This is a genomic window from Hamadaea sp., from assembly GCF_013362815.1.
In the GTDB taxonomy this organism is placed as follows: domain Bacteria; phylum Actinomycetota; class Actinomycetes; order Mycobacteriales; family Micromonosporaceae; genus Hamadaea.
This window is the reverse complement of the sequence record NZ_JABFVK010000052.1, coordinates 30,981-55,475: the sequence shown is the minus strand read 5'-3', so window position 1 is coordinate 55,475 and position 24,495 is coordinate 30,981. Positions and strand designations below refer to the sequence as shown.

Here is a 24,495-nt window from a genome sequence, read left to right as displayed (position 1 = left end):
GAGCCTTCCCCCCTGCTCCGGGGGACACCTCTGTGAGGCACTACTCCTGGGACCGCTCGGTCAGCGGTGCGGAACCCAGCGCGTCGCGGCGATGCCGTCGACGCCGGGCATCCGCCGCGCGACTAGGCGAGAGCCGTCAGGCTGCTCCTCGGAGCTCACGATCGAGCCGGTCACCCGCAGCCGCACCTGGTTGGGCAGATGCCCCGGGTCCACTAGGACGAGCTTCAGATGGGCGGAGTCGGCGACCACGATCGGATCGGCGGTGTCGTCGACGATCTCGCTGACCGTGACGACCAGGGTCGAGCCGTCCCACACCGCCTTGGTGATCTCGTGCCAGCCGATCCGGGCCCGATCGACCCACAGCCCGAGGTTGGTGGCCACGACCAGGCTGCCTTCGGGCCGCGCCGCCCAGGCCAAGGTCCGCTCCCCCGGGGCGAACAACTCCCGGTACGCCTTCGGCAGCATCCGCCGCGCCCAGAACGCCATCACAACCCGCTCGATGCCTGGTCGCGCAGGGCGCGAGCGGTGGTCTCCAATGAGACGAGGTCGCTGAAGAGCCCGAAATACTCGTCCTTCTGCGTGACCGGGTTGATGCGCTGAAGCTTCGACTTGACGTTGTGCACCCGGCGGTCGACCGCAGCGAGCTGCAACCGCGCGAGCGTGACCGTCACGTAGTGCGGATCGGCGTCGCCGTCGTAGCGCAGTTCCTCGACAGCGAGCTGGTTGACCAGCGACTGCGCCATCAAGTCACCGCAGCCGTCGGTGATCGCCGCGATCCAGTTCGGCCCGGACACGCCCCGGGCCGCGCCGCCGGCGGCCGCGATGGCCAGCCGGATCTGGACGTGCAGTTGATCGGAGTAGCAGTCGGCTTCGGCGTTGTCGAAGACGTGCCCGGCCAGCGCCGGAACCTGGATGGCGAGCTTGAGCGCCTCCCGCTCGACCAGGATCTGCGGATCGTCCGGGCTGAGCCGCGGCCGGGGCGGGCGGGCGTCGACCGGCTCGCCCTTGACGGCGGAGTTCACCGCGCGCTGGACGACCTCGACCTCCATGCCGAGCTTGCCGGCGAGAATGCGCCCGTATTCGGGGCGCAGCGACCGGTCTTTGATCTGCGCCACCAGTGGTGCCGCCGCACGCAGCGCGCCGACTCGGCCCTCGGCGGAGTCGAGATCGAACCCGGCGATCGTCGTACGCAGAACGAACGACACCAGGCGCTCCCGGCTCGCCACCAGATCGCGGACGGCGGTGTCGCCCTTGTCCAGCCGCAGCTCACACGGGTCCATCCCGTCCGGGCCGACGGCGATGAAGGTCTGCCCCACGAACCGCTGATCGTCGGCGAACGCCCGCAATGCGGCCTTCTGCCCGGCGGCGTCGCCGTCGAAGGTGAAGATGATCTCGCCCTTGAACGTGTCGGTGTCCATCAACATCCGGCGTAGCACCGAGATGTGCTCGGAGCCGAAGGCGGTCCCACACGTCGCCACGGCAGTCGGTACGCCCGCCAGGTGGCAGGCCATCACATCGGTGTAGCCCTCGACCACCACGGCCTGGCCACGCTTGCCGATCTCCCGCTTGGCCAGGTCGATCCCGTAGAGCACGGTCGACTTCTTGTAGAGCGGGGTCTCCGGCGTGTTCAGGTATTTCGGGCCGTCGTCATCGTCGAACAGCTTCCGCGCGCCGAACCCGATGACGTCGCCACCGGTCTCGCGGATCGGCCAGATCAGCCGCCGCCGGAACCGGTCGATCAAGCTGCCCGACCGGGCCGGCTTCGCCAGACCGCCGACGGTCAGCTCCTCGGCGGTGAAGCCGAGCTGCCGCAGATGTTTGGTGAGGGCGTCCCACGAGTCGGGGGCGAACCCGCAGCCATAGGTCTCCGCGGCGGTGCGGTCGAAGCCCCGTTGGGCGAGGAACTCCCGGGCCGCGCGAGCGCCCGGCGTCATGAGCTGTTCCGCGTAGAACTTGGCGGCCGCGGCGTGCGCGGCGATCAGCCGCTGCCGTTGACCCTGCTGCTGGCGGACCGGGGCGGACCCGCCCTCGATGTAGCGCAGCTGGATGCCGGCCCGCGCCGCCAGCTTCTCGACCGCCTCGGTGAACCGCAGGTGGTCGATCTCCATGACGAAGTTGATCGCGTCGCCACCCTTGCCACAGCCGTGACAGAAGTAGACATTGCGGTCGCCGGCCACGGTGAACGAAGGGGTCTTCTCGTCATGGAACGGGCACAACCCCTTCAGGTTGCGCCCACCCGCGCCCTTCAGCGTCACGTGCTCGGAGATCACGTCGACGACGGAAGTGCGCTCGCGCACAAGCGCGATGTCCTCGTCGCGGATCCGTCCGGCCATGCCTCCCATCCTAGGGCGAGCCACCGACGTCGTTCACCACGCCCGAGTCCGTGAATTGAGCGCGAGTCGATCAGGCCTGTGCGGGAACGATCAGGGTCTCCCGGACACGACGCGCCGGTCGATCAAGACGGAAGGTTCATGATCGCGCGGAAAAGGCGGGGGCGACGGGAAGGGGGTGGCGTGACGGGATAGGGGTGGGGTGACGGGAAGGAGGGTGGGTCAGGGGCCGAGGAGGCGGGCGTGCCAGGCGACGGCGGCGGGGTCGGTCAGCGAGGCGACCTGATCCACGACCACCCGGAGCCGGGCGGCGTCGTCGGCGGCGTCCTTCCACAGTGGAGCGAACACCGGGTCCAGCTCGGTCGGGGCGCGCTCGCACAACACCCGGACCAGGTCCGCGAGGATCTCGCGCTGGCGGGCGTACCAGGGCTCCATGCCGCGCCGGCGCATGACGTAGCGCAGCGCGAGGCCCTTGAGCAGGGCGCAGCGGATCCGGGCCGAGCGGGGCACGACCAGGTCCGCGTCATAGCGGCTCGACTTCCCCGGGTACGCCTGACGCGTAGCGGTCACCGCAGCGGCCACGAACCGGCCGGTGAGCACGGAGGTGCTGTCCTTGAGCAGCGCCTGCGCCCGATGCGATCCGTCGTACGCCGAGAGCCGGGCCAGCACGGGATCGGCGAGCAGTTCGGCCAGCGCTTCCCGCAGGACGTCGGCGGGTTCGTCGGAGTAGATCGCCGCCACGTCGGCACACAGGGCGGCCTGCTCGTCGGCGTCGTCGATCAGCCGGCCCACCAGCACGAAGCCGGAGAAGATCCCGTCCTCGACGTCGTGCACCGAGTACGCCACATCGTCGGCCCAGTCCATGACCTGCGCCTCCAGGCAGCGCCGGGCGGGGTCCGGTGTGGTCGAGCGCAGCCAGTCGAAGATCGGCGTGTCGTCGGCGTACACCCCGAACTTGCGGGTGCCCGGCCGCCGGGGCCAGGGGTATTTGCAGGTCGCGTCGAGGGAGGCCCGGGTCAGGTTGAGTCCCGCCCCCGGGATCTTCGCCTCCAGCCGGGTCAGCACTCGCAGTGTCTGCGCGTTGCCCTCGAATCCCCCGCAGTCCGCGGCGACCTCGTCCAGCGCGTCTTCGCCGTTGTGACCGAACGGCGGGTGCCCGAGATCGTGAGCCAGCCCCGCGACGTCGGTCACATCGGGATCGCAGCCGAGCCGCTCGCCCATCTCGCGGGCGATCTGCGCGACCTCGAGCGAGTGCGTCAACCGCGTACGCAGAAAGTCGTCGGACCCGGCGGTGTGCACCTGCGTCTTGGCCGCCAGCCGACGGAAGGCCGCCGAGTGCAGCACCCGGGCGCGGTCGCGCTCGAACGGGTTGCGCTCCTCGCCGGTGTCCTTGCGGACTTCGGCGACCCAGCGGTCGGCGTCGCTCTCCCGCGCGGTCACTACTCTTCGGCCTTCTCCCGCAGTACGCAGAACTCGTTGCCCTCCGGGTCGGCGAGCACGACCCAGCTGACCTTGCCTTGCCCGATGTCGACGTGCCGGGCCCCCATGTCGATCAGGCGCTCGACCTCGGCGGCCTGGTCGTCCGGGACCAGGTCGAGGTGCAGCCGGTTCTTCCCGGCCTTACCCTCGTGGGCGGGCGTGAAATGCAGGCATTGCAGGCCGAGGTCGGGCCCGATGGTCAGTTCACCGTTACGCTCGTCGAGGATCGGGTAGCCGAGCACCTCGGCCCACCAGCGGCCCAGCCTGGCCGGATCGGCCGCATCGACAACCACGCCATACCACCGCAGTCCCATCCATACAGGCTACGTGGAGCGGCGTCGCCAACATAGAGTCGGCGAACCCTCACCGACTGATCATCGCGTGTCCGAATCTCCGGTCGTCAGCGCCGCTCGACCAGCCTCCAACCGGGCGACCGGTACGCGGAACGGCGAACACGACACATAGTCCAGCCCGACCCGGTCGAAGAAGTGCACCGAATCGGGGTCGCCGCCGTGTTCGCCGCAGACGCCGATCTGCAGATCCGGCCGGGCCGCCCGGCCCTCCTCGACCGCGATGCGGACGAGCCGGCCGATGCCGTCGGCGTCCAGCGTCTCGAACGGGGACACCCCGAAGACACCCAGTTCCAGGTAGCGCCCGAAGAACGCGCTTTCGACGTCGTCCCGGGAGAAGCCCCAGCCCATCTGGGTCAGGTCGTTGGTGCCGAAGGAGAAGAACTCGGCCGCTCCGGCGATCTCACCCGCGGTGAGCGCCGCCCGGGGCACCTCGATCATGGTGCCGATCGGAATCGATACGCCCGGATCCACGTCACGGATGACGTCCAGCGCCTGTGTGCGTACCACTTCCAATTCTTGAACCGCACCGACCAGCGGGACCATCACCTCGGGCCGGGGGTCGCCACCGGCCTGCTTGACCTGGCGCGCGGCCTCGGCGATCGCGCGGACCTGCATCGCGAACAGGCCTGGGATCACGAGGCCGAGCCGTACGCCGCGCAGCCCGAGCATGGGGTTCTGCTCGTGCGTGCGCCGAACCGCCGCGAGCAGTTCCTTCTCCCGATCGGACGCCTGGCCGGTGGCGACGCGGACCGCGAGGTCCTCCAACGGCGGCAGGAACTCGTGCAGCGGCGGATCGATGAGCCGGATGGTGACCGGCAGCCCGTTCATCGCCTGGAGGATCTCGGCGAAGTCCGCGCGCTGCAACGGAAGCAGCGCCGCGAGCGCCCGCTCCTGTTCGTCCGGTGTGGACGCGAGGATCAGCGCCTCGACCAGTTCGCGGCGGTCGCCGAGGAACATGTGCTCGGTCCGGCACAGGCCGATGCCCTGAGCGCCGAACCGGCGGGCCCGGGCCGCGTCGGGGGCGGTGTCGGCGTTCGTCCACACCTGGAGGCGACGCCGCTCGTCCGCCTGACCCAGCAGCCGATCGACCGCCTTGACCAGCGGACTGTTCACCGATTCGCCCTCGAAGTACTGGACCACGGGACTGGGTTCGACGGGGATCTCGCCCAGGTAGACCTTGCCAGTGGTGCCGTCGATCGAGATGACGTCGCCCTCGCGGACGGTCGTGGTGCCGATCTTGAAGCTGTCGTCGGTGACGTCGAGCTCCTCCGCGCCGCAGACACAGGTCCGGCCCATCCCACGAGCGACCACCGCGGCGTGGCTCGTCTTGCCACCGCGGCTGGTCAGGATGCCGGCGGCGGCGATCATGCCCGGCAGGTCGTCGGGGTTCGTCTCACGGCGGACGAGGATCACCTTCTCGCCGTTCGCCGCCCACTCGGCGGCCCGGGCGGAGTCGAAGACCGCCTTGCCGACCGCCGCGCCCGGCGAGGCTGCGATGCCCTTGGCCAGCGGTTCGACGTCGGTCTGGGCGAAGGTCGGGAACATCAGCTGCATCAGCTGAGCCCCGGTGACCCGCCGCAGCGCCTCGTCGGAATCGATCATGCCCTCGTCGACCAGCTGCCCCGCGATGATGAACGCTGCGGCCGCTGTCCGCTTGCCGACGCGCGTCTGCAACATCCAGAGTTTGCCGCGCTCGATGGTGAACTCGATGTCGCACAGATCCTTGTAGTGACTTTCGAGCACCGACATGATCCGCATCAGCTCGGTGAAGCTCGTGGCGTCCAGACCTTCGAGGTCCTGCAACGGCACCGTGTTGCGGATGCCCGCGACCACGTCCTCACCCTGCGCGTTCTGCAGGTAGTCGCCGTAGACGCCGGGCTCGCCGGTCGCGGGATCGCGGGTGAAGGCCACGCCGGTCCCGGAATCGTCGCCGAGGTTGCCGAAAACCATCGCCACGACGTTCACCGCGGTGCCGAGATCGCCCGGAATGCGCTCCTGACGGCGGTACAGGATCGCGCGCTCGGCGTTCCACGACTCGAACACGGCGCGGATCGCCAGCTCCATCTGCTCCCGCGGCTCCTGGGGAAAGTCACGGCCCGTGTGCTTTTTGAAGATCTGCTTGTACGCGTCGACGAGCGAGCGGAGATCGTCGGCGTCGAGGTCGACATCGGCGTACGCACCCTTGACCCGTTTGGCCGCCTCGAGGGCGTGCTCGAAAGCATCCCCCGGTACGCCGCAGACGGTCTTGCCGAACATCTGGATCAACCGGCGATACGAGTCCCAGGCGAACCGGACGTTACCCGACTGCCGGGCCAGGCCGGGCACGCTCGCGTCGGTGAGCCCGACGTTGAGGACCGTCTCCATCATGCCGGGCATCGAGAACTTCGCGCCGGAGCGTACCGAGACGAGCAGCGGGTCCTCGGGGTCGCCGAGCGTCTTGCCCATCGCCTGTTCGAGCGCGGCCAGGTGTTCGGTGATCTCCGCGTCCAGGGAATCCGGGGTCTTGCCGTCCCGCAGGTACACCCGGCACGCCTCGGTCGTGATCGTGAACCCGGGCGGCACCGGAAGACCGAGGTTGGTCATCTCGGCGAGGTTGGCTCCCTTGCCACCGAGGAGATCCTTGAGGTCCTTGTTGCCCTCCGCGAACGCATAGACGAACTTCTCGGTCATCCCGGGATCCTCCAGTCGGCCGAACGCTCCTGAACGCTCATTCAGGCCGCACCGTATTCCTCGTCGCGACCAGGTTGAAACCGGTCGTGAGAAATGGCACATATATTGACCGTTGTCCAGTTCATACTAGTCCGTGGGCACGCTCCATCGAGCTCTTTCGCACACCACTCCCCCCGCTCTGCCGCGCCCCTCCCCCCGCTCTGCCGCGCGATCATGAACTTTCGGGCGTGCTCGACCGGCGTGGCGCGTCCATGCCGCCCTGATCGACTCCGCAGGTACCTGATCAATCCCGGCGACGCCAACCCGTATCGTCTAGCGCTATGCACCTTCCGTCGGTCACCGCGCTGCGGTACGTGACCCCGTTGCGCGAAGGCGGCTCGCTGCCCGGCGTCGTCGAGGCCGATGACCTCGGCACGTACGTCGTGAAGTTCCGAGGCGCCGGCCAAGGCCCGAAAGCGCTCGTCGCCGAGGTGATCGTGGGCGAGCTCGCCCGCCGCCTCGGCCTGCCCATGCCGGACCTGGCCCAGATGGAGTTCGGCGAGGTGCTGGGCCGCGCCGAGCCCGACCCCGAGGTACAGGAACTGCTGCTCAACAGCGCCGGGTCGAACCTCGGCATGGATTTCCTGCCCGGCTCGCTCGGCTTCGATCCGCGCGTGCACAAGGTCGACTCCGGGCTGGCCGACCGCGTCGTCTGGCTCGACGCGCTCGTGGAGAACGTCGACCGCACCTGGCGTAACCCGAACCTGCTCATGTGGCACGGTTCGCTGTGGCTCATCGACCACGGCGCCAGCCTGTACTTCCACCACAACTGGGCGAGCGCCGCCAACAATGTGCTGCGGCCGTTCAAAGCCGCCGATCATGTGCTCGCCGGGCAGTCGACCTCGGTCGAGAGCGCGCACGAGGCGCTGGCTCCGCTCGTCACGCCGGAGCTGCTGACCGAGGTGCTCGACCTGGTGCCGGACGAATGGCTGGTTGATCCGAACTCCTGGACGACCGACTTCGAGACTCCGGCAGCGGCGCGAGCCGCGTACATCGCGCATCTGCTCGCCCGGGTCGAGCAGCCGGCCGCATGGTTGCCGTCCCGGGAAGGTGTCGCGTGACCCGGGTGGCCTTCGAGTACGCCTTGATCCGGCTCGTCCCCCGGATCGAGCGCGGCGAGATGATGAACGTCGGCCTGGTGGTCTACTGCCGGAGCCGGGATTTCCTCGCCGTGCGTACGCACCTCGACGTGGACCGGCTGCGCGCGCTCGACCCCGGGGCCGACCTCGAAGCGGTGGAGGCCGTCCTCCTCGGTTACCGGCAGGCTTGCGACGAAGAGCAGCGGATGACGCTGGGCGAGCGCTTCCGGTGGCTCACCTCACCCCGCAGCACCATCGTGCAGCCCGGAGCGGTCCACACGGGACTCACCGAGGACCCGGCGGCCGAACTCGAACGGCTGTTCACCGTCCTCGTCCGGTAGCCGCGGCAGCTGCCGCGGTGGCAGCAACAGCGGCGGGAACGCGCTGGCGAAGTACTCCGCGACCAGGAGCAGATGAGCGACCTCCCGGTTGACGGCGTCGCCGGGATCGGCACTGTTGCGGGGCCAGGCGATCCGCACCCGGGGATTCGAGGTGCCCTTCGCCGCCGACTTGCCCGCCACCGCCAACGCCATGAGCAGCAGAGCCGCCTCGGTCGTGGGGTCGGGGTCCACCGGTGCGCCCAGGCTCCACTGCGCGTCGCGAATCTCGATGACCCGCCGATAGAGGCGCATCTTGACGTTGAGCGGGTTCAGCTGATCACCGAGGCGCGACGGCGTACGGCCGAGGACGAACCCCGGCACCGCCCGCTGCAGGGTGTGCCACAGGTGATGCAGCCGGTTCAAGGCGGCGTAGTCGGCGACGTAATCCCTCGCAACGGCGAGACCCGGCAGGCCGCATCCGACGGCGAGCAGGAGAAAGCCCAGCGTGAGCTCACCCTGTTGAGCTTCGGCGAGCCACGGCGGAGGTCGTCTTCCGAGGCTCTCCCCGACGAGCCAGAGCGCCCGCAGCGCCACGTACGCCAAGAACAGTCCCGCCGCCACGCACAGCACATAAAGCCCGGTACGCAGCAGCGTCCGCCCGACGGTGCGGGCCTGCGTCCAGAAGAGCACCGCTCCGCGGCCGGCCGCGGCGGCGTACATGAGATAGGAGAAGACGCCGAAGAGGACGACCGGAAGATGACCGGACTGCTCGTCGGTGAACGAGCCGGGACCGGGCAGCCGAACGGCCGTCCAGAAGAGCACGGTGAGGCAGCCCAGGACGACCGCCGGAATCACATAGAGCCGGGGCCGCCAATACGCCCGCGGCTCCGCCGGACCCGACAGGGCCTCGGCGAACACCCACACTGAGGCGGCTGCGACGACGCCGCTGAGCGTACGCACTCCGACCGCCAGGTCCGCGACGCCGGTGATCGAGTCGAGGGCCTGTGCGATCGCCGGTTCGTGCGCGGTCGCTGCAACTGCGATGGCCAGCAGGCTGAACGTCATCACCCGGTGATGCGCCGACGGCCGCCGCCGGACCAGCCGGACGAGGCCCACGCTCCACAGAAGAGCGAGGACGGCGACGTCGGCGACGGTCACCGCCCGGAGGTTTCGGCGAGAACCGCGTCCGCCCGGCGGGCACGGCCGAAGACCTCGTCGAGGCCGGCCGGCGCGGCCGTGGCGGCCCGCTGCAGGATGAGCGATGCCATCATCTCGGCCGCCCGCTCCTGCTCGGTCGAATAGCCACCGCGGCGCAGCACCCGCCGGACCATGGCCGGATCGAGGTCGGGCAGCAGCCGGTCGAGCGCATCCGGCTCGTCCGACGACTCCGCCGCGACGGTGTGGTCGAACAGCATGTGGCCGATCTCGTGCAGCACGATGTGGTCGCGGTGCAGGCTGCTGCCGCCCGGCAGATGGAAGACGTGGTCGGCGTGGTCGGTCGCGATCCACATACCGCACGGCAGGTCGGCCACGTCGTCGACGGGCAGCTCGTGGAGGTGGAGCGGGCGGCCCCGCCACTGCGCGACATGCTCGCAGAAGGCGCGCACGTCGAACGGGCGCGGCACCGGGAGCCCGGACAGCCGCGCTTCGCACTCCTTGCGCAGGCGGCGTAGACGCATTGGTGCATCGTCATGCAGCCGCCCGGTAGCGGTCAACCTTTCGGCCCACACGCTGGGGTTCTCAGCGCTCATATCGGCGCTGCCGGCGCTCACGCGGGTGGTTCGGCCGGCAACCCCTCGATCCGCCGAGCCTGCTCGATCATGCCCCGGATCGCCTGCAAACTGGACGCGGACAGCCCGGCTGCCCGCAGCGCGAGCGCCCGCACCGAGCTGTCGCGCATCGCCGCGAGCAGATCGAGCTGGGCGTTGGTCGCCTGGGCGACCGAATCGTCGAAGAAGTACGCCGGCGGCACTCCGAAGAACTCGGCCAGCGCTTCGAGATGGCGCTTGGTCGGGTTGTCCCGCTTGCCTTTCCGTAGCTGCCACACATACGTGTGCGAGATCATCACGCCGGTCGCGCGGATGGCCTCCGCGACTTCTTCGTAGGTGTATTCACCCCGGCCGGCCGGGCGCACGGCACCGAACAGGTGATCCAACCGATCGGCGAAAGTCACTTGATCACCACCCCCGTTCTCAACATCAGCTTACGGCAATGCCTTGAAACATAAACTCTTGACACTTGTATGCCGTCCCCGCGATACTTCAAGCTCCTTGTTTTCAACTGACGTTGAGAAGGCCTGAGCTAGGACTATAGCGGCAGTTTATGCAGCGCGCAGCTCAGGATTTGCCGGGAGACCAGGCCGGATGGCGCTCAGCCGAGCGACGGGGGTATCCGGAGGGGCACAACGGCTGTCTGGTCCGGGCGAACTTCCCGGCCAGACAGCCGCTTTTGTGCGTCTGGACCCGTCCCCGCCTCCCACCCACCGCATTCGCCGCTGATCATGGCGGAGATCAACGGAGAAAATGTGGGGCTATGGCACCGCGAATCTTCCGCTGATCATGGCCGCCCATGATCACGCGCGGAAAGGGTCAGCGCGAAAGCGCGCGAGGCCAGGAGGCGAGCGGCCGGAGCGAAGCGACGGCGGCGACAAGCCGGACAACCCCGGCGACCAGCCAAGGGGCGGCCAGCCCCCACCACCCCGCAACAAGGCCGCCGAGCAGCGCGCCGAGCGGCTGCGTACCGAAGGCGAGGAGGAGGCCGACGCTGCTGACCCGGCCCATCAGCTCGGCCGGGACGGTGCGCTGACGCAGGGAGGACACGGCGACGTTCCACAGCGACGCACTGAACGTGGTGATCGAGGCGAGTGCTGTGAGGGTGACGATGTCGCGGGCGTACAGGCCGAGGAGGATCATCGCGATCGGCGTCACGAACAGCGTCGTCGTCACGGTACGCCGCCCGCCGAACCGGCCGACGATCCGTCCACTGAGGAGGCTGCCGAGCACCCCGCCGACCCCGGTCAGTGCGACGACCACTCCGTACGCCGCGTCGGAAACGCCGAGCCGGTCACGCACGAACAGCACGAAGGTCGCCATCGCCAGGAAGTTGGCGAGGTTGGCCACGCCGGCCAGCAAAGACAGCGTACGCAGCAGCCGATTCGAGGCCAACCAACGCACCCCGGCGGCGATGTCCGAAAGCAGTGCCCGCCGAGTGGACACCGCCGGGGCACTCCGCGAAAGCCCCGACACGAGCAGCGCGGAGAGCAGGAAGGAAGCGACGTCCACCCAGAACGGCAGCCCGGCCGCGTACGCGAAGAGGAAGGCGCCGAGCGGCTGACCGAGAAACTGCCGGTTGGCGAAGAGCGCCGCGTTCTGCCGCCCGTTCGCCTTCTCCAGGTCGGCCGGTTCGACGACGGCCGGAATCAGCCGTTGCCCGGACACCTTGGCGAGCGTCTCGGCCAGCCCGACGGCGAACGCCACGGCGTACACGGCGACGATGCCGCCCGACCGCAGCATGACCAGCACCGCGAGCACCCCGATCAGGGCCGCCTGGGCGAGCTGGACCAGCGCCAACGCCCGGCGCGCATCGAGCCGGTCGGCGAGCGCCCCCATCGGCAGCGCCGCCAGCAGCCAGGGCAGCGTCCCCCAGGCGGTCACTCCCGCGATCAGCCGCGGATCGCTGGTCATCGTCGCCGCGAGCAGCGGCAGGGCGGCCAGGAACGCGCCGTCGCCGAGGCTCGAGATCGCCCCCGCGCTCCACAGCAGGCGCCAGTCGCGCCGCGAGCGGCCGGTCGCCGCTTCCACAAGAACCGTCATGCCGGGGATGCTGCGGCGACCTGGCCGGACGTCGCCACGATTTAGCGAGCGCTAAATTGAAAGCATGGCTCTGCGAATCCCGTTGGGCGGGCTCGAACTCGCCCGCGTGCGCTTCGCCGTCTCCCCCGCCTACGAGACGGTGTTCGCGCTCGCGGCACTGCGGCGGCCCGGGGTCCATGCCGTCCACCTGCCGTGGACCCGGTGGGCTCGGCCGCGCGTACCCGCCGGTCCGGGGGTGGACCTGCTGCTCGATCTGGCCGCGAACGACCGCTTCAAGCCCGCGTTCCTGCTGCCCGCGCCCGACGTCCGGCTGCCCGCGCTCAGCGACGAGCTGCGTCGGATCAAGGCCGTTTCGGCTTCACGGGTACGCGAAGAGCTGCAGACGTTGCAAGTGGACACTTCGAGGACCCGGCGCTTGGCGGAGCACCCGCGCGAGGGCGTGCGCGCCGCGGCCGGCGCCCTCGAAGCCTGTTTCGAGGCTCTCATCGCTCCCCATTGGACTCGTATGCGACGGGTGCTGGAGGCCGACATCGCGTACCGGGCGGGTCTGCTGGCCCAGGGCGGTTTCGAGGGGCTCTTCGCGGGTCTGCACGACGAGGTCCGGTTCGCCGACGGAGTGCTCCACGTCCATCCACAGCGCCCGCCGTACGACAAGAAGCCGGTGCAGCTCAACGGAAACGGGCTCATCCTGTGCCCGAGCGTCTTCTGCTGGCCGCGCGTCACCGCGTCGGTCCGCCCGGTCGCGGCCGGTACGCTGCGGTACCCCGCTCGCGGGGTGGCGACCCTGTGGGAGCGGCCCGAACCGGTGTCGGACGCCTTGGCCGCCCTCTTCGGGCGTACCAGAGCGGAGATTCTGACGACGCTCGCGCAGCCCGCGACGACGACGGACCTCGCCACCCGGTTGGGCGTGACCGCGGGCGCGGTTTCGCAGCACCTGGGCGTGCTGCGCGGGGCTGGGCTGGTGTCGACGAGCCGTGACGGCCGCACGGTGCTGCACCTGCGGACCGATCGCGCGGAAGCCCTGCTCGCTTAGGCCTTGCCACCGCAGGAAGTGCCGCCACCGGCGCGATACATCATGTCCTGGTGGGTCACCTTGGCCTTGATCGGCACCTTGCTTTGCAGAGCTTGGACGATCTTGCCGCTCCGTTGCAGTTCGAAGGAAGGTGTCGTGCCGGGCACCATCGCCACCGAGAACGACACCATTCCGGCTGCCGTCACGTCCTTCGTGGACACCGTATTCCCCTGTTTGATCACCAGCTTGCCCGGTGCGCTCAGAAAGGCGAGCAGCTCGACCTTGTTCGAGGCGCTGTCGCCGTACGGAATGTGCATGGCGATCTGCTGCTTGCTCGTGTCGTAGGGCGCGTCGGTGCGGTGACTGCGGTGGAAGTAGTAGAGCGCGTCGCGGACGAGGCTCGGCCGCCTGCCCGTCTTGAACCACGACGTGTAGTACGCGACCGTGTCGGCGACGGCGTATCCGCGGCCCTTCGAGGGAGCCATCCACGACTCGGTGTAGTCGTTCCAGGTGATGAGCGCGATCCAGTCGGCGTCACCGGCGATCGCCTTCTCCAGCGTCGCCCGCAGCGCGCCGCTGTTGGACGCCTCCCAGTAGCGCCCGTCGTAGATGCGAGTGTCCTCGAACGCGATCGGCGCCATGTACTTGCGGCCGTTGGCATGCGCCTCGACCGCACCCTTTCGGACCGTGTCCGCGCCGGAGACCCACCGGTTGCCCCACAGCGAGTAGCCGTAGACGCTGGCGTTCCAGGCGGGCGCGCGCGAGTTCGGCGAGCCCGACAGGAAGATGGGCACGAGGACGCTCGGCACTCCGCTGCTCGCCAGCGTCGTGCGTACGCCGTCCCAGAAGGACGCGGCGACCCGCTCCGGATAGAACGGGGCCAGCACGATCTTGCCGTCGACCCGGTAGATCGCCGGTTCGTTCTTCACTTTGAGGACGTCGGCCACGATCGACGTCTGCGTGGTGCTCGCGCCCTGCTGGAGATCGGGGCTGAGCATGATGCGGAATCCGGGGTCGACCGCCTTGGCCGCCGCCAGCATGACGGGCAACTGGGTCCATCGGGCATCCGAGCTGACGCTGTGGTACTCCCAGATGAACCCGTCGAGGCCGATGTCGATGGCCTGGCGGATCTCGGTCTCGAAATCCTTCTGCCGCCAGTCGCCCGACAACGGAGCCCGGGTCAGGGGGCGGTCGAGCATCTCCTCGCCCTGCTTCGTCCCGCTGGCGAGGCGGTCCGCCTCGGTCGTCCACTTGGCCCAATAGTCGCCACTCGGATCCTTGTTGTCGATCGAGATCGGGTACGGCGGGAAGTAGAACGCGAACGCCTTCTTCTTCGACGACCGCAGGGTGCTCGTGGACGCCTTCGTGAAGGCGTACCGGCCACAGTTGGTGGGTGGCACGACGCTGGGGCCGGCGCTCGGACTGCCGCTCGCACTCGGATCGGCGGACGCGCCTTCGACACCGGCGATGCCGGCTTCCTGGCTGGTCGGCGCGGTGTCCCGGGTCGCGACCGAGCACGCCGCCACCCCGGCCGCCGCGAGGAGCAGTACGCCGGACACGGCTGCCACGGCGCTCAGCACCACCCGTCTACGCATCGCCCCGGCCGCCCTCGTCAGTCCACTGTGGTCAGGAGTCTCCACCGCCGAGCACCTCGCGTCAACGCCGGTGACGCGGCATGATCGCGGCATGACCCCCCGCTACGGACCGGTACGCCGAGTCGCCGTCCTCGCCGACGTCCACGGGAACGTCCCCGCCCTCCGGGCGGTCCTCGCCGAACCCGACGTCCGATCAGCCGACCTGCTGGTCTTCCCCGGCGACGTCACCTGGGGACCCGAACCGCAGCGGACGGTCGACCTCATCCGCGAGCTGGGCGACCGGGCGGTGTGCGTACGCGGAAACGCCGACCGGGCCGTCTACGAGCTCGCCCGCCGAGGTCGCGAACCGTCCGGCGACCGCGACGTCTGGCTGCCCCAGCAGCACTCCGCCGAGGCGATCGACTTCCTCGAGTCGTTCCCGTTCACCGTCGTGGTGGCCGTCGAAGGGCTCGGCGACGTGTTGTTCTGCCACGGTTCGCCCCGCAAGGACACCGAACTCGTGACACCGGAGACCCCGGAGGCCCGGTACGCCGAACTCTCCGCCGGCGTACCGGAGAAGGTGATCGTCACCGGGCATACGCACATCCAGTTCGACCGGGCGGTCGCCGATCGGCGCAGCGTCAACTCCGGCAGCGTCGGCCTGCCCTACCACCTCGGCGAACCCGGCACGGCGTACTGGGCTCTGCTCGGGCCGGACGTCGCTCTGCGCTCCACCCGGTACGACGTTCAGGAGGCCGTGCGGGCGTGCGCGGACACCGGCGATCCCCGCGGCGACGTGATCACCCGATACCTGCTCACGCCGCCGACCCCGGCCGAGGTCACCGCGCACGCGGAAGGACTCGTCTTCAGCGACTGACAACCGATCGGTGCGGCCAGCCGGTTTCCTTGCTGGCGGGCAGGGGGCCCGCCGTCCAAGGAGGACTGTCCATGCGCAGAAGGACGATGGTGGCCGCGCTCGCGGCCGCTCCGCTGGCCGGACTGCTCGGCGGGACTTCCGCCGAGGCCGCCGGCGGGCACGCCACCCTGCCGGAGGTCATCGACCTGCCCGACGGCTGGAATCCCGAAGGGATCGCCGTCTCGGGCACGAACTTCTACGTCGGCTCCATCGCGACCGGCTCGATCTATCGCGGCAGCCTGCTGACCGGACGGGGTGGCGTGTTCATCCCCGGCCCGGCCGACGGCCACCTGATCGGGCTGGAGATCGACCGATACAACCGGATCTGGGCCTGCACCGGCCCGAACGGCGGTGCCGTGGTCTACGACGCCGGCACCGGCGCCAAACTCGCCGAATACCAGTTCGGCGGCGGCTTCGTGAACGACGCGATCGCGACCGAGGACGCCGTCTACTTCACCGACTCGCCCAGCGACCAGCTCTTCGTGGTGCCGCTGGGCCGGGGCGGCCGGCTGCCCGACCCGTCGGCGGCGTACGCGATCACGCTGCCGGGCGGGCTCGGCGAGTCCGACGCGTTCAACAACGGCATCGAGACCACCCCGGACGGCCGCCGGCTGCTGATCGTGCAGATGGTGGCCGGACGGTTGTTCGCCTTCGATCCGCGGCACGGCACGGCCACGCAGATCGACGTCGGCGGGGCCAGCCTGCTCAACGGCGACGGCATGATCCGCCGGGGCCGGACGCTTTACATCTGCCGCAACTCCGACAACATCATCTCGAAGTTCGAGCTGCACGGCGACACGGCGATGCTGCTGGACGAGATCACCGATCCCCGTCTGCAGGTCCCGGCGACGATCGCGCTCTTCGGGTCCTCCGTGTACGCCGTGAACGCCCGGTTCGACGTCGACCCGGCGCCGGACGTCACCTACAACGTCGTACGCCTGCCCGCCTAGCGGAGAAATGGTGCGACCCCCAGGGTTCCGCTGGTGCGGACCGGCTGGACTGAGCCGGAAGAGCCCTGGGGGTCGGGTAGCTGCCTGGTATTCGCCACACCGTTGTCACACGGCCCTGACGAAGCAGTCAAGGACAGCGGCTAGCGGACAGCCACCTCACGAGTCCCGTTGCTATACAGCTGGACCACCTCCTTTCCCGTGTACGACAGAATCTACCCACGCGATCTTCACCGCTGCAACGGTGTTTTTCCGCTCTTAAGATCACTGGATGCCGCACCCCTCGGTGGAGTACGCCCCACCCGCCCCGTTCCTCGCCGCCCTCGACGAGCTCGCCGAGGTCTATCGCGCCGCGTTCGCCGGCCCACCTTGGGACGAATCCGCTGATCAGGTGCGTACGTTCGTCGCCGCGGTGCCCGGCTGGGTCGGCCGCGACGGATTCACCGCCGCCTGGGCGCACGACGAATCCGGGATCGCCGGTTTCGCTTTCCGCGTACGCACCCCGGCCCCGGTGCCGGCCGACGGCTTCTACGGGCTGCTCGGCGACCGGTTCGGCAGCGACGTCGTCGCCGAGCTGGCCGGCTCCGCCGAAGTCGTCGAGCTCGCCGTACGCCCCGACGCCTGGGGCCGGGGACTCGGCCGGGCGCTGCTGACCGCCATCGTCGGCGACCACCCGGCATGGCTGGTCACCCGGACCGCCGCCACGGCGACCATGGCGTTCTACGCTCGCCTCGGCTGGCAGGTACGCACCGAAGACGACGGCCTCGCCCTCCTCACGCGCTGACCTGTCTCTCTCCCCCGCTCCTGATCGACAAGGCGCGGACATAGTTAACGGTCGAACTTTCGCCGTACCCCCGATACGCTCAGCGCGTGTCGGAGTCGGCGTTCACCGTCTGGGGTGGGATCTTCGCCGCCGCTCTGCTCGCCGTCGCCGCACTCGCTCTCCTCGTGTCGAGTGGTTCGGGCGGCCGCAAGTCCGCCCCGGACTGCCGTGCGCTGGTCGAAGAAGCCCGTGAGCTGGAAGCGATCGCTGCTGCGGCGTTCACCAAAGCACTGGAGGCGGCGGACACGGCCGCCCGTAGGAGCGTCGAACTCGAGAACGCGGAGAACCACCGCGACGACTGCGATCGGCTCCAAGTCGGGGCGGCGCAGGCGCTGGCGGACGCGCTCCAACGATTGTCCATTGAGGAGAGCACCGGATCGGCTCGAGAGCCGGTCGGCGAGGCGTCCCGGGCGGCGATGGTGGCGTACCGGCAAGGTGTGATCTCCGTGGAACAGCTGCAGACCCTCTGGCAGCAGATCGACGGCTGGGATGCCACGCATGAAGAGCAGTCGCACGAGCTCACTCGGTTTCGGGCCGAAGACGTCGAGGCGCGACGCCGGTACGACGCGGCCGCTCTCCTGGAGCGCTCGGCGCGGCAGGCGTACGAGATCGCGCAGGTCGCCGCCCGGGCGCTGACCGACGAGGCGGCCGACGCCGCCGGCGAGGCGCAGCAGGCCCGGATCGCCGCCCAGAAGTGCCTGCGGAAGTCGGGCCGCCGGCCGAGCGCGTAGCCTTCGGATCATGAGGCTTGCTCCGGGTCGGGAAGTCATGGTTCGGTTGGTCAAATACGGCCGCGAGAAGCTGGCGTACGCGGCGACGGTGGTCGACGACGACGGCACGCATCTCGCCGTACGGGCCGAGTTCGCCGGGGACGGCCCGAAGGATCTGGGGTACGTCTGGTTCGAGCCGGGTGACGTGTTCACCGAGCATTACTGGCGCGACCGGTGGTACTCGGTGAAGGAGGTCGTCGGGGCCGACGGCGTACGCAAGGGCTGGTATTGCGACATCTGCCGGCCGGCTGTCGTCGACGGGGACTCGGCGGTGGCGTCAGGGCTGGCGTCGGTGGTGGCCGAGGATCTCGATCTCGACCTGTGGCGGTCGGCCGACGGGACGAAGATCCTGCGGCTCGACGAGGACGAGTACGCCGACAGCGGCTTGGCCGAGCGCGACCCGGCCGCGGCCGCCCAGGCGGAACTGGCCCTCGACACGTTGGAGAAGCTCGCTCAGCAGGGCTTCGACGAGCTGCTGGCCTTCTGATGTGCACCGTCGTCGTCAGCTTCGAACCCGACTCCGTCGTTCCGTTGCTGCTGGTCGGCGTACGCGACGAGTTCCTCGAACGCCCGTGGCGGTTTCCCGGGGCGTACTGGCCGGATCGGCCGGGCGTCCTCGGCGGTCAGGACTTGCAGGCGGGCGGCACCTGGCTGGCCGTCGATCCAGCGCAGCCCTCGGTGTCCTGCGTGCTCAACGGCTTCGGCCCGTCGGCCGGCGCGGACGGCCGCCGCTCCCGCGGCGACCTCCCGCTCGGTGCACCCCTGGAGCATCCGGAGCACTACGACCCGTTCCATCTCGTCCGGGCCACTGCTCTCGGCGTACACGTGTGGTCATGGGACGGTCGTGAGCTGGACGGCCAGGAGTTGTCCGCGGGCCTGCACATCGTGACGAACATGGGCCTGGACGGCGCCCGCGAGCGGGACGCGCCCGAGCTGGCTGTGACGGACATCCGGCAGCGGCTGGAGTACTTCCGCCCGCGCCTGGCGGCGACGCGACCGGAACCGGGCGACGGGCCGGTGGCGGCGGCGTGGGGTGAGTGGCTGCCGCTGCTGACCGGCGCGGGGCTGGCTCGCGAAGATTCGCGCGCGCTCATCGTGCGGCGCGAGTTCGGCGCGGGCGAGATCTGGGGCAGCAGCTCCGTGTCGCTGGTGGCGGTGCGGCGTGATGGTGTGCGCTACGACTTCTCGGCCGTTCTGGCGAATGATGACCGGTTCGAGTGGGTACGTGTGGCGTAGCTCACATGTGACCGAGCGCGTGGGAATAGTTGACGATTCAAAGACCTTGGGTAGGCTGTACCCGTTGGTTGAGAGTTCAACTATCAAGGAGTAGAGATGACCACCGCTACCGCTTCCCTCGCCGAGCTGACCGGACAGTACGCCCTCGACCCGTCCCACTCGCGCATCGGCTTCACCGCTCGCCACGCGATGGTGACCAAGGTGCGCGGCGCGTTCAACGAGTTCGAGGGCACCGGCTTCCTGGACGGGTCGAACCCGGCCAACTCCACGGTCGCCGTCACGATCCAGGCCAAGAGCATCGACACCCGCAACGAGCAGCGCGACGGCCACCTGCGCAGCAACGACTTCTTCGACATGGAGACGTACCCGGAGATCAAGTTCGTCTCGACCTCCGCGCGCCAGGTGGACGACACTACCTTCGAGCTGACCGGCGACCTCACGATCAAGGACGTGACCAAGCCCGTCACCGTCCCGTTCTCGTTCGAGGGCTCGGTTGTCGACCCGTGGGGCAACACCCGGGTCGGCTTCGAGGGCTCCGTCACGGTCAACCGCAAGGACTGGAACGTGAACTGGAACGCCGCCCTCGAGGCTGGTGGCGTACTCGTCAGCGAGAAGGTCACCCTGGAGTTCGAGCTTTCAGCGATCAAGACCGCCTGACGCTTGGGGCTCGGCGCCGCTTGGGCGCTGGGATTAGCTGCAGATCAGGGATACGCATGCGATCTTGGGCACCCGAGGCATGCGTATCCCTGATCTGCTTGCATCCGTACCGTCAGAAGGTGAAGCCGCCGGGCCGCCCGTTGCGATCGGCGATCAACCCGGCCAGCGTCGAGATCGCGATCTCGGCCGGCGACTTCGACCCGATGTTGAGCCCGATCGGGCGGCGTACGCGAGCGATCTGCTCTTCCGAGACGTCGAGCGCACGAAGGGCGGGGATGTGCTGGGCGGCATGCCGGACGCTGCCCATCACCCCGATCCAACGGGCTCGGGTGTCCAACGCCGCCTTGAGGATGGGGCCGAGTTCGGGCCGATCGTGGTCGGTCACGACGACGTCGGCGGCCGGATCGGCGAACGACGGGTCGACGCTGCTCGCCAGCTGATGCACGCCGCCGATCCGGGTCAGATCGGGCTCGACGAGCACCGTCCGGTAGCCCAGGTCCTGCCCGAAGTGCAGGAGGAACTCGGCGACCGGCGAGGCGAAGACGGCGACGAGCGTACGGTCGCCGGTCTCGGCGGGGACGAGGCCCTGCGCCATGTCACATGCGAGCGAGGTCATGCCGCCAGCGTATGCGCCGGGCGGGCGCCATCGGCGCCGAGCGCGCGGCGTCGGCGTGAGCGCCGGGCGGGCGCCATCGGCGTGCGCGCCGGGCGGCCGGTGGTACGTCACCGACGTAACCGCACCATGATCACGTCGGTGACGTACCACCGGCCGACAAAGCCGGGCCGAGAGCGTGATGCGGCGCATACGCGTTCCGGCCACAGCCCTCGCATGTGGGATTCTTGACGGGTGACCTTGCAGCTCGGCCGTTATCCGGTGGATCCGCCCGTGGTGCTCGCCCCGATGGCGGGCATCACCAACGTGGCGTTCCGCCAGCTCTGCCGTGAGCAGGGCGGGGGCATCTACGTCTGCGAGATGATCACCACGGTCGCGCTCGCGGTGCGTAACCCGAAGACCGAGAAGATGATCGAGTTCGCCCCGGACGAGCAGCCGCGCAGCATGCAGCTCTACGGGGTCGACCCGGAGATCACCGCCAAGGCCGTACGCCGGGTGGTCGACGAGAACCTGGCCGACCACATCGATCTGAACTTCGGCTGCTCGGTCAAGAAGATCACGTCCAAGGGCGGCGGTTCGGCCATCCCCTGGAAGCGCCGCCTCTTCGGGTCGATCGTCAAGGCCGCGGTGGACGCCGCCGCTCCGGCGGGCATACCGGTGACCGTGAAGATGCGCAAGGGCATCGACGACGACCACCTGACCTACGTCGAGGCGGGACTCATCGCTCAGGAGGCCGGCGCCAAATGGGTCGCGCTGCATGCGCGTACTGCTGCGCAGCGCTATTCCGGTGAGGCGGACTGGGAGGCGATCGCGACTCTCAAGGAGGCGCTGGACGTCCCGGTGCTGGGGAACGGCGACATCTGGGAGGCCGAGGACGCGCTCCGGATGGTCCGCGAGACCGGCTGCGACGGGGTCGTCGTCGGGCGCGGTTGCCTCGGCCGTCCGTGGCTGTTCGCGGATCTGGAAGCCGCGTTCCGCGCACACGCCGCCGAAGCAGCGCACGCCGCCGGAGAAACGCACGCCGCCGGAGAAACGCACGCCGCCGGAGCAGCGCACGCCGCCGGAGCAATGGGACGGCCGGAGCGGGTCATGCCCAACCTCGGCGAAGTCGCGACCATCATGCGCCGCCACGCCGAGCTGCTCGTCCAGTGGTGGGGCGCCGAGCGCGAGGCGGTCACCGACTTCCGCAAACACGTCGCCTGGTACCTCAAGGGTTTCCCGGTCGGGCCGCAGCTGCGGCAGGCGATGGCGATGTCGTCGTCGCTGATGGAGCTCGACGACCTGCTGGGCAAGCTCGACTTCAACCACCCGTTCCCCGAGGCGAACCTGGGGCAGCCGCGCGGCCGGACGAACTCGCCCGCCAAGGTCGTGCTCCCCTACGGCTGGCTCGACGATCGCGACTCCGACGCCGTGCCGGAGGACGCCGAGCACGACGACTCCGGCGGCTGACCCACGCGCCCGAAGCGAAAGCGCCGAAGCGAAGAAGTCAGGCGCGCCGGAAGGCGAAGTGCCGAGCGACCCCGCTGAGCAGCCGGGTGTCGAAGGGCAGCGCCGCGCACGCGGCCACCGCAGCGTCCAAATGCGACAGCATCACGCGCGCGGCGCCGGGCTCGCCGAGAAGGCGTACGAGGGTGGCTTTGTCAGCGTCCTGACCAGTGTCTTTGCCCAACCGCTCGGCCACCGACGTCGCGTCGAGGAGGTCGTCGCGCAGCTGGAAGACCACTCCGGCGTGGCGGGCGTACTCGCGGATCAGGCCGATCTCCGGTTCCGGCCGCTCGGTCAGCATCATCAGCGGCACCAGCGCGGCTTCGAGCATGGTCGACGTCTTCAGCTCGTACACCTCCAGCACCTGTTCGGCGGTCACCGGCTCGACCGGCCGGAGGTCGAGCGCCTGACCTCGACAGAGTCGGCTCGGGCCGAGGACGCTTCCGGCGTACTCGACGATCTCGGTGACCCGCGCGGCCGGGAACTCGCGGTCGAGCTTCGCGAGCGCCCCGAAGCCCGCCGACAGCATCGCGATCCCGGCCAGTTGCACCAGGCCCTCGTCGAACACCAGGTGCGCGGCCGGTCGCCCGCGGCGCAAGGTCGCGTCGTCTTGGGCCGGCAGGTCGTCGAAGACCAGGCTCGCGGTGTGGAACAGCTCGCCCGCGGCGAGCAAGGGCTCGATCCGGTGGTACGCCACGGCCAGCGAGTCGGCCAGCATGAGGGTCAGTGCGGGCCGCAGTCGCTTGCCGCCACCATCCATCGTGTACGCGATGACGCGGTCCACGTCGCTCGGCGGTTCGCCCGGATGCCGGTGCCGCCGGATCACCTCGTCGATGTAGCCGAGCCGATCGAGGACGTACGCCCGGGGCTCGACCGAGCCGGGATCTCGGCGGGCCAGCACCCGACCGGCGGTGCGTTTGAGGGCCATGTCGGCCGGGGTGAGCCGCCCGGTCACCGTACGCGGCATGGCCCCGGCGACGCGGAGGCAGCGCACGATCTCGGGCGTCGGATCGAAGCGGCGCACCAGTTCCGGCACGTGCCCGGGATCGGAGCCGAGGTGGGTGGCGAGTTTGAGCGCGCCGAAGTACGTCAACGCCCCGACCGCCGTGGGGTCGCCCTGGAACACCTGCTCCCCCACATACGCCTCGTACGCGAACAGGTCGTACAACGGGTTGTCGCCGTCGGCGAGCGGCACCGTGAACGGGGTGACCCGCCCGGCCCGGCCGTCTTCGGCCCGGTCCACCAGGTCGTCCTTGAACTGGCTGACGAGGATCGTGTTGAGGCACCGGGCGTAGAACCGCTCGGGCAGGTGCCGGCGTCCAAGGATGTTGGCCACGACTCGGCTCATCCCGGCCTTGCCGAACACGTCGGGGTAGATCTCGGCCAGCCCGCCCGGTCCGGCGGTGGCGATCGACCGGGCGGCGTCGCGGTGCTGGGCGAGATACATCGCCTCAGCGGCGTGGTAGAGGTGCCTGAACTCGGCGTACGGATAGCAGAGCAGCGCTTCGCCGAACAGTTCGTGCAGTTGTTCGGCCAGCGGATGGTCGGGAACGTCGGCGTACGGGATCGATTTGCCGGTCGCCAGCCCGTGCCGCAGCAGACGATCGCACCGATCCCGGTCAGCTGCCGGAAGGTGGTCGCCGGCCAAGTCTTGGAGGGTGTCGTCGACGATCGCGTACGCCGCGCCATAGGCGTACGCCCCGGGCAGGACCCGAGTCAGGTGCGCCCGTTGCACCTCCGGTCCGTCGGCGAACGTGTCGTACGCCGCGATCGCGAGCACGCCGGTCATCGTCCGCACGACCTTGCCCAGGCCGCCGGCGCGTACCACCGTCTCGGGGAGGCTGCGGTGCAACCGGTCGAGCCGTTCGATCAGCCACTGCCGTTCCGGCAGCCCGCTCAGCAGCGGAAGACGAGCCTCCAGCGCGTCCAGCACTCCGCTGACGCCCCGGGACCGGTCGAGGTCGGCGGCGATCCGCCGGCCGGTGGCCATCCGGTCGTGCACCACCGCGACCAGTTCCGCGATGGTCCGCTCGTCGGGGATCTCGCTCATGTCGTAGACGGCGAAGTAGGCGACTTCCCGCGCGGTCTGCTCCGGCGACCGGGTTCGCTTGCGACCCCAAAACGTCCTTTGTGGAGCCCTACGCATCGCGGCGAGGTGGTCGGCGTACCGGTCGACGTGGGCGGCGATGGTCGCGGGGTGGGCCGATTTCCACCGCGCGAAGTCGGCCAGCGTATGCGCGATGCCGTGGCCGAGCCGCTCGGGCTCCAGGTCCGCCCGGCCGAACGGGAACGGACCCGGAAGCCGATCGACCGCGGTCACACGATCAGGGTGGCATGCACGATCAACCCGGCCCGCCGCGAACGAGGGCCGGGTCGATCG

Annotated in this window: 23 protein-coding genes; 11 read left to right on the top strand and 12 right to left on the bottom strand. The window is 69.6% G+C overall.

Features of this window, described 5'->3' with window-relative positions; genetic code table 11:
* Positions 1 to 60: 60 nt before the first annotated feature.
* The 5 genes from HOV77_RS23945 to ppdK all read right to left on the bottom strand — a co-directional run bounded on the left by HOV77_RS23945 (position 61) and on the right by ppdK (position 6,832).
* Positions 61 to 486 (bottom strand): hypothetical protein, encoded by a 426-nt coding sequence (locus HOV77_RS23945; RefSeq protein WP_290865272.1) that lies wholly within the window; start codon positions 484 to 486, stop codon positions 61 to 63.
* Positions 486 to 2,342, bottom strand: a complete 1,857-nt coding sequence (gene dnaG / locus HOV77_RS23940) for a DNA primase (RefSeq protein WP_290865270.1) — start codon at positions 2,340 to 2,342, stop codon at positions 486 to 488. The genes HOV77_RS23945 and dnaG overlap by 1 nt, the downstream gene beginning before the upstream one ends.
* 210 nt (positions 2,343 to 2,552) lie before the next feature.
* Entirely contained in the window at positions 2,553 to 3,770 is a 1,218-nt protein-coding gene (locus tag HOV77_RS23935; protein WP_290865268.1) for a deoxyguanosinetriphosphate triphosphohydrolase, read from the bottom strand.
* Positions 3,770 to 4,123: a VOC family protein gene (locus HOV77_RS23930; protein ID WP_290865266.1), complete on the bottom strand. Its 354-nt coding sequence runs from the start codon at positions 4,121 to 4,123 to the stop codon at positions 3,770 to 3,772. The genes HOV77_RS23935 and HOV77_RS23930 overlap by 1 nt, the downstream gene beginning before the upstream one ends.
* Before the next feature lie 60 nt (positions 4,124 to 4,183).
* A complete protein-coding gene (ppdK, locus tag HOV77_RS23925; RefSeq protein ID WP_290865264.1) occupies positions 4,184 to 6,832 on the bottom strand; it encodes a pyruvate, phosphate dikinase in 2,649 nt (882 codons plus the stop codon).
* Positions 6,833 to 7,152: 320 nt separating this feature from the next.
* Between ppdK and HOV77_RS23920 the strand changes: the two genes are divergently transcribed.
* Together HOV77_RS23920 and HOV77_RS23915 are read left to right on the top strand one after the other, a co-directional pair.
* Positions 7,153 to 7,932: a HipA family kinase gene (locus HOV77_RS23920; RefSeq protein WP_290865262.1), complete on the top strand. Its 780-nt coding sequence runs from the start codon at positions 7,153 to 7,155 to the stop codon at positions 7,930 to 7,932.
* Positions 7,929 to 8,291: a DUF3037 domain-containing protein gene (locus HOV77_RS23915; protein ID WP_290865260.1), complete on the top strand. Its 363-nt coding sequence runs from the start codon at positions 7,929 to 7,931 to the stop codon at positions 8,289 to 8,291. Before HOV77_RS23920 ends, HOV77_RS23915 begins: the two co-directional genes overlap by 4 nt.
* On the opposite strand, the gene HOV77_RS23910 is transcribed toward HOV77_RS23915, so the two are convergent.
* From HOV77_RS23910 to HOV77_RS23895, 4 genes are all read right to left on the bottom strand, one after another.
* Positions 8,190 to 9,428, bottom strand: coding sequence for an MAB_1171c family putative transporter (locus HOV77_RS23910; protein WP_290865258.1), 1,239 nt, complete (start codon positions 9,426 to 9,428; stop codon positions 8,190 to 8,192). The two genes, HOV77_RS23915 and HOV77_RS23910, sit on opposite strands and share 102 nt — an antisense overlap.
* The gene (locus tag HOV77_RS23905; protein ID WP_290865256.1) at positions 9,425 to 9,949 is read right to left on the bottom strand and encodes a hypothetical protein; all 525 of its coding nucleotides are present in this window, start codon (positions 9,947 to 9,949) and stop codon (positions 9,425 to 9,427) included. Before HOV77_RS23905 ends, HOV77_RS23910 begins: the two co-directional genes overlap by 4 nt.
* A gap of 89 nt (positions 9,950 to 10,038) precedes the next feature.
* Positions 10,039 to 10,443: a helix-turn-helix domain-containing protein gene (locus tag HOV77_RS23900; protein WP_290865254.1), complete on the bottom strand. Its 405-nt coding sequence runs from the start codon at positions 10,441 to 10,443 to the stop codon at positions 10,039 to 10,041.
* A gap of 415 nt (positions 10,444 to 10,858) precedes the next feature.
* Entirely contained in the window at positions 10,859 to 12,082 is a 1,224-nt protein-coding gene (locus tag HOV77_RS23895; protein WP_290865252.1) for an MFS transporter, read from the bottom strand.
* Between the two features lie 64 nt (positions 12,083 to 12,146).
* Here HOV77_RS23895 and HOV77_RS23890 point away from each other — a divergent pair, with 64 nt between their 5' ends.
* Positions 12,147 to 13,115, top strand: a complete 969-nt coding sequence (locus HOV77_RS23890; RefSeq protein ID WP_290865250.1) for a DUF5937 family protein — start codon at positions 12,147 to 12,149, stop codon at positions 13,113 to 13,115.
* Here HOV77_RS23890 and HOV77_RS23885 read toward each other — a convergent pair.
* Positions 13,112 to 14,734: a glycoside hydrolase family 71 protein gene (locus HOV77_RS23885; protein ID WP_290865248.1), complete on the bottom strand. Its 1,623-nt coding sequence runs from the start codon at positions 14,732 to 14,734 to the stop codon at positions 13,112 to 13,114. The two genes, HOV77_RS23890 and HOV77_RS23885, sit on opposite strands and share 4 nt — an antisense overlap.
* Before the next feature lie 46 nt (positions 14,735 to 14,780).
* Between HOV77_RS23885 and HOV77_RS23880 the strand changes: the two genes are divergently transcribed.
* From HOV77_RS23880 to HOV77_RS23850, 7 genes are all read left to right on the top strand, one after another.
* Positions 14,781 to 15,545 carry a metallophosphoesterase family protein gene (locus HOV77_RS23880; protein ID WP_290865247.1) on the top strand — a complete coding sequence of 255 codons (765 nt, stop codon included), beginning with the start codon at positions 14,781 to 14,783 and terminating at the stop codon, positions 15,543 to 15,545.
* Positions 15,546 to 15,616: 71 nt separating this feature from the next.
* Positions 15,617 to 16,534: a superoxide dismutase gene (locus HOV77_RS23875; RefSeq protein ID WP_290865244.1), complete on the top strand. Its 918-nt coding sequence runs from the start codon at positions 15,617 to 15,619 to the stop codon at positions 16,532 to 16,534.
* 268 nt (positions 16,535 to 16,802) lie between these two features.
* Positions 16,803 to 17,315: a GNAT family N-acetyltransferase gene (locus HOV77_RS23870; protein ID WP_290865242.1), complete on the top strand. Its 513-nt coding sequence runs from the start codon at positions 16,803 to 16,805 to the stop codon at positions 17,313 to 17,315.
* 86 nt (positions 17,316 to 17,401) lie between these two features.
* Complete coding sequence (locus HOV77_RS23865; protein ID WP_290865240.1) at positions 17,402 to 18,085, top strand: hypothetical protein; 684 nt, start codon at positions 17,402 to 17,404, stop codon at positions 18,083 to 18,085.
* Between the two features lie 10 nt (positions 18,086 to 18,095).
* Complete coding sequence (locus HOV77_RS23860; protein ID WP_290865238.1) at positions 18,096 to 18,611, top strand: DUF402 domain-containing protein; 516 nt, start codon at positions 18,096 to 18,098, stop codon at positions 18,609 to 18,611.
* A complete protein-coding gene (locus HOV77_RS23855; protein ID WP_290865236.1) occupies positions 18,611 to 19,360 on the top strand; it encodes an NRDE family protein in 750 nt (249 codons plus the stop codon). The genes HOV77_RS23860 and HOV77_RS23855 overlap by 1 nt, the downstream gene beginning before the upstream one ends.
* 96 nt (positions 19,361 to 19,456) lie before the next feature.
* Positions 19,457 to 20,017, top strand: a complete 561-nt coding sequence (locus HOV77_RS23850; RefSeq protein WP_290865234.1) for a YceI family protein — start codon at positions 19,457 to 19,459, stop codon at positions 20,015 to 20,017.
* Between the two features lie 112 nt (positions 20,018 to 20,129).
* Here HOV77_RS23850 and HOV77_RS23845 read toward each other — a convergent pair whose 3' ends face one another.
* Positions 20,130 to 20,633 (bottom strand): XdhC family protein, encoded by a 504-nt coding sequence (locus HOV77_RS23845; protein ID WP_290865233.1) that lies wholly within the window; start codon positions 20,631 to 20,633, stop codon positions 20,130 to 20,132.
* A gap of 231 nt (positions 20,634 to 20,864) precedes the next feature.
* Between HOV77_RS23845 and dusB the strand changes: the two genes are divergently transcribed.
* A complete protein-coding gene (dusB, locus tag HOV77_RS23840; protein WP_290865231.1) occupies positions 20,865 to 22,079 on the top strand; it encodes a tRNA dihydrouridine synthase DusB in 1,215 nt (404 codons plus the stop codon).
* A gap of 37 nt (positions 22,080 to 22,116) precedes the next feature.
* Here the strand turns inward: dusB and HOV77_RS23835 are convergent, their stop codons facing one another.
* Positions 22,117 to 24,435, bottom strand: coding sequence for a polyprenyl synthetase family protein (locus HOV77_RS23835; RefSeq protein ID WP_290865230.1), 2,319 nt, complete (start codon positions 24,433 to 24,435; stop codon positions 22,117 to 22,119).
* Between the last annotated feature and the right edge of the window lie 60 nt (positions 24,436 to 24,495).

Excerpts from the sequence above, each read along its gene's own strand:
- HOV77_RS23880 (WP_290865247.1), top strand. The coding sequence starts at position 14,781 with ATGACCCCCCGCTACGGACCGGTACGCCGAGTCGCCGTCCTCGCCGAC.
- HOV77_RS23845 (WP_290865233.1), bottom strand. The coding sequence starts at position 20,633 with ATGACCTCGCTCGCATGTGACATGGCGCAGGGCCTCGTCCCCGCCGAG.
- HOV77_RS23920 (WP_290865262.1), top strand. The coding sequence starts at position 7,153 with ATGCACCTTCCGTCGGTCACCGCGCTGCGGTACGTGACCCCGTTGCGC.
- HOV77_RS23905 (WP_290865256.1), bottom strand. The coding sequence starts at position 9,949 with ATGCGTCTACGCCGCCTGCGCAAGGAGTGCGAAGCGCGGCTGTCCGGG.
- ppdK (WP_290865264.1), bottom strand. The coding sequence starts at position 6,832 with ATGACCGAGAAGTTCGTCTATGCGTTCGCGGAGGGCAACAAGGACCTC.
- HOV77_RS23930 (WP_290865266.1), bottom strand. The coding sequence starts at position 4,123 with ATGGGACTGCGGTGGTATGGCGTGGTTGTCGATGCGGCCGATCCGGCC.
- HOV77_RS23890 (WP_290865250.1), top strand. The coding sequence starts at position 12,147 with ATGGCTCTGCGAATCCCGTTGGGCGGGCTCGAACTCGCCCGCGTGCGC.
- HOV77_RS23945 (WP_290865272.1), bottom strand. The coding sequence starts at position 486 with ATGGCGTTCTGGGCGCGGCGGATGCTGCCGAAGGCGTACCGGGAGTTG.
- HOV77_RS23870 (WP_290865242.1), top strand. The coding sequence starts at position 16,803 with ATGCCGCACCCCTCGGTGGAGTACGCCCCACCCGCCCCGTTCCTCGCC.
- HOV77_RS23875 (WP_290865244.1), top strand. The coding sequence starts at position 15,617 with ATGCGCAGAAGGACGATGGTGGCCGCGCTCGCGGCCGCTCCGCTGGCC.
- HOV77_RS23855 (WP_290865236.1), top strand. The coding sequence starts at position 18,611 with ATGTGCACCGTCGTCGTCAGCTTCGAACCCGACTCCGTCGTTCCGTTG.
- dnaG (WP_290865270.1), bottom strand. The coding sequence starts at position 2,342 with ATGGGAGGCATGGCCGGACGGATCCGCGACGAGGACATCGCGCTTGTG.
- HOV77_RS23850 (WP_290865234.1), top strand. The coding sequence starts at position 19,457 with ATGACCACCGCTACCGCTTCCCTCGCCGAGCTGACCGGACAGTACGCC.
- HOV77_RS23860 (WP_290865238.1), top strand. The coding sequence starts at position 18,096 with ATGAGGCTTGCTCCGGGTCGGGAAGTCATGGTTCGGTTGGTCAAATAC.
- HOV77_RS23895 (WP_290865252.1), bottom strand. The coding sequence starts at position 12,082 with ATGACGGTTCTTGTGGAAGCGGCGACCGGCCGCTCGCGGCGCGACTGG.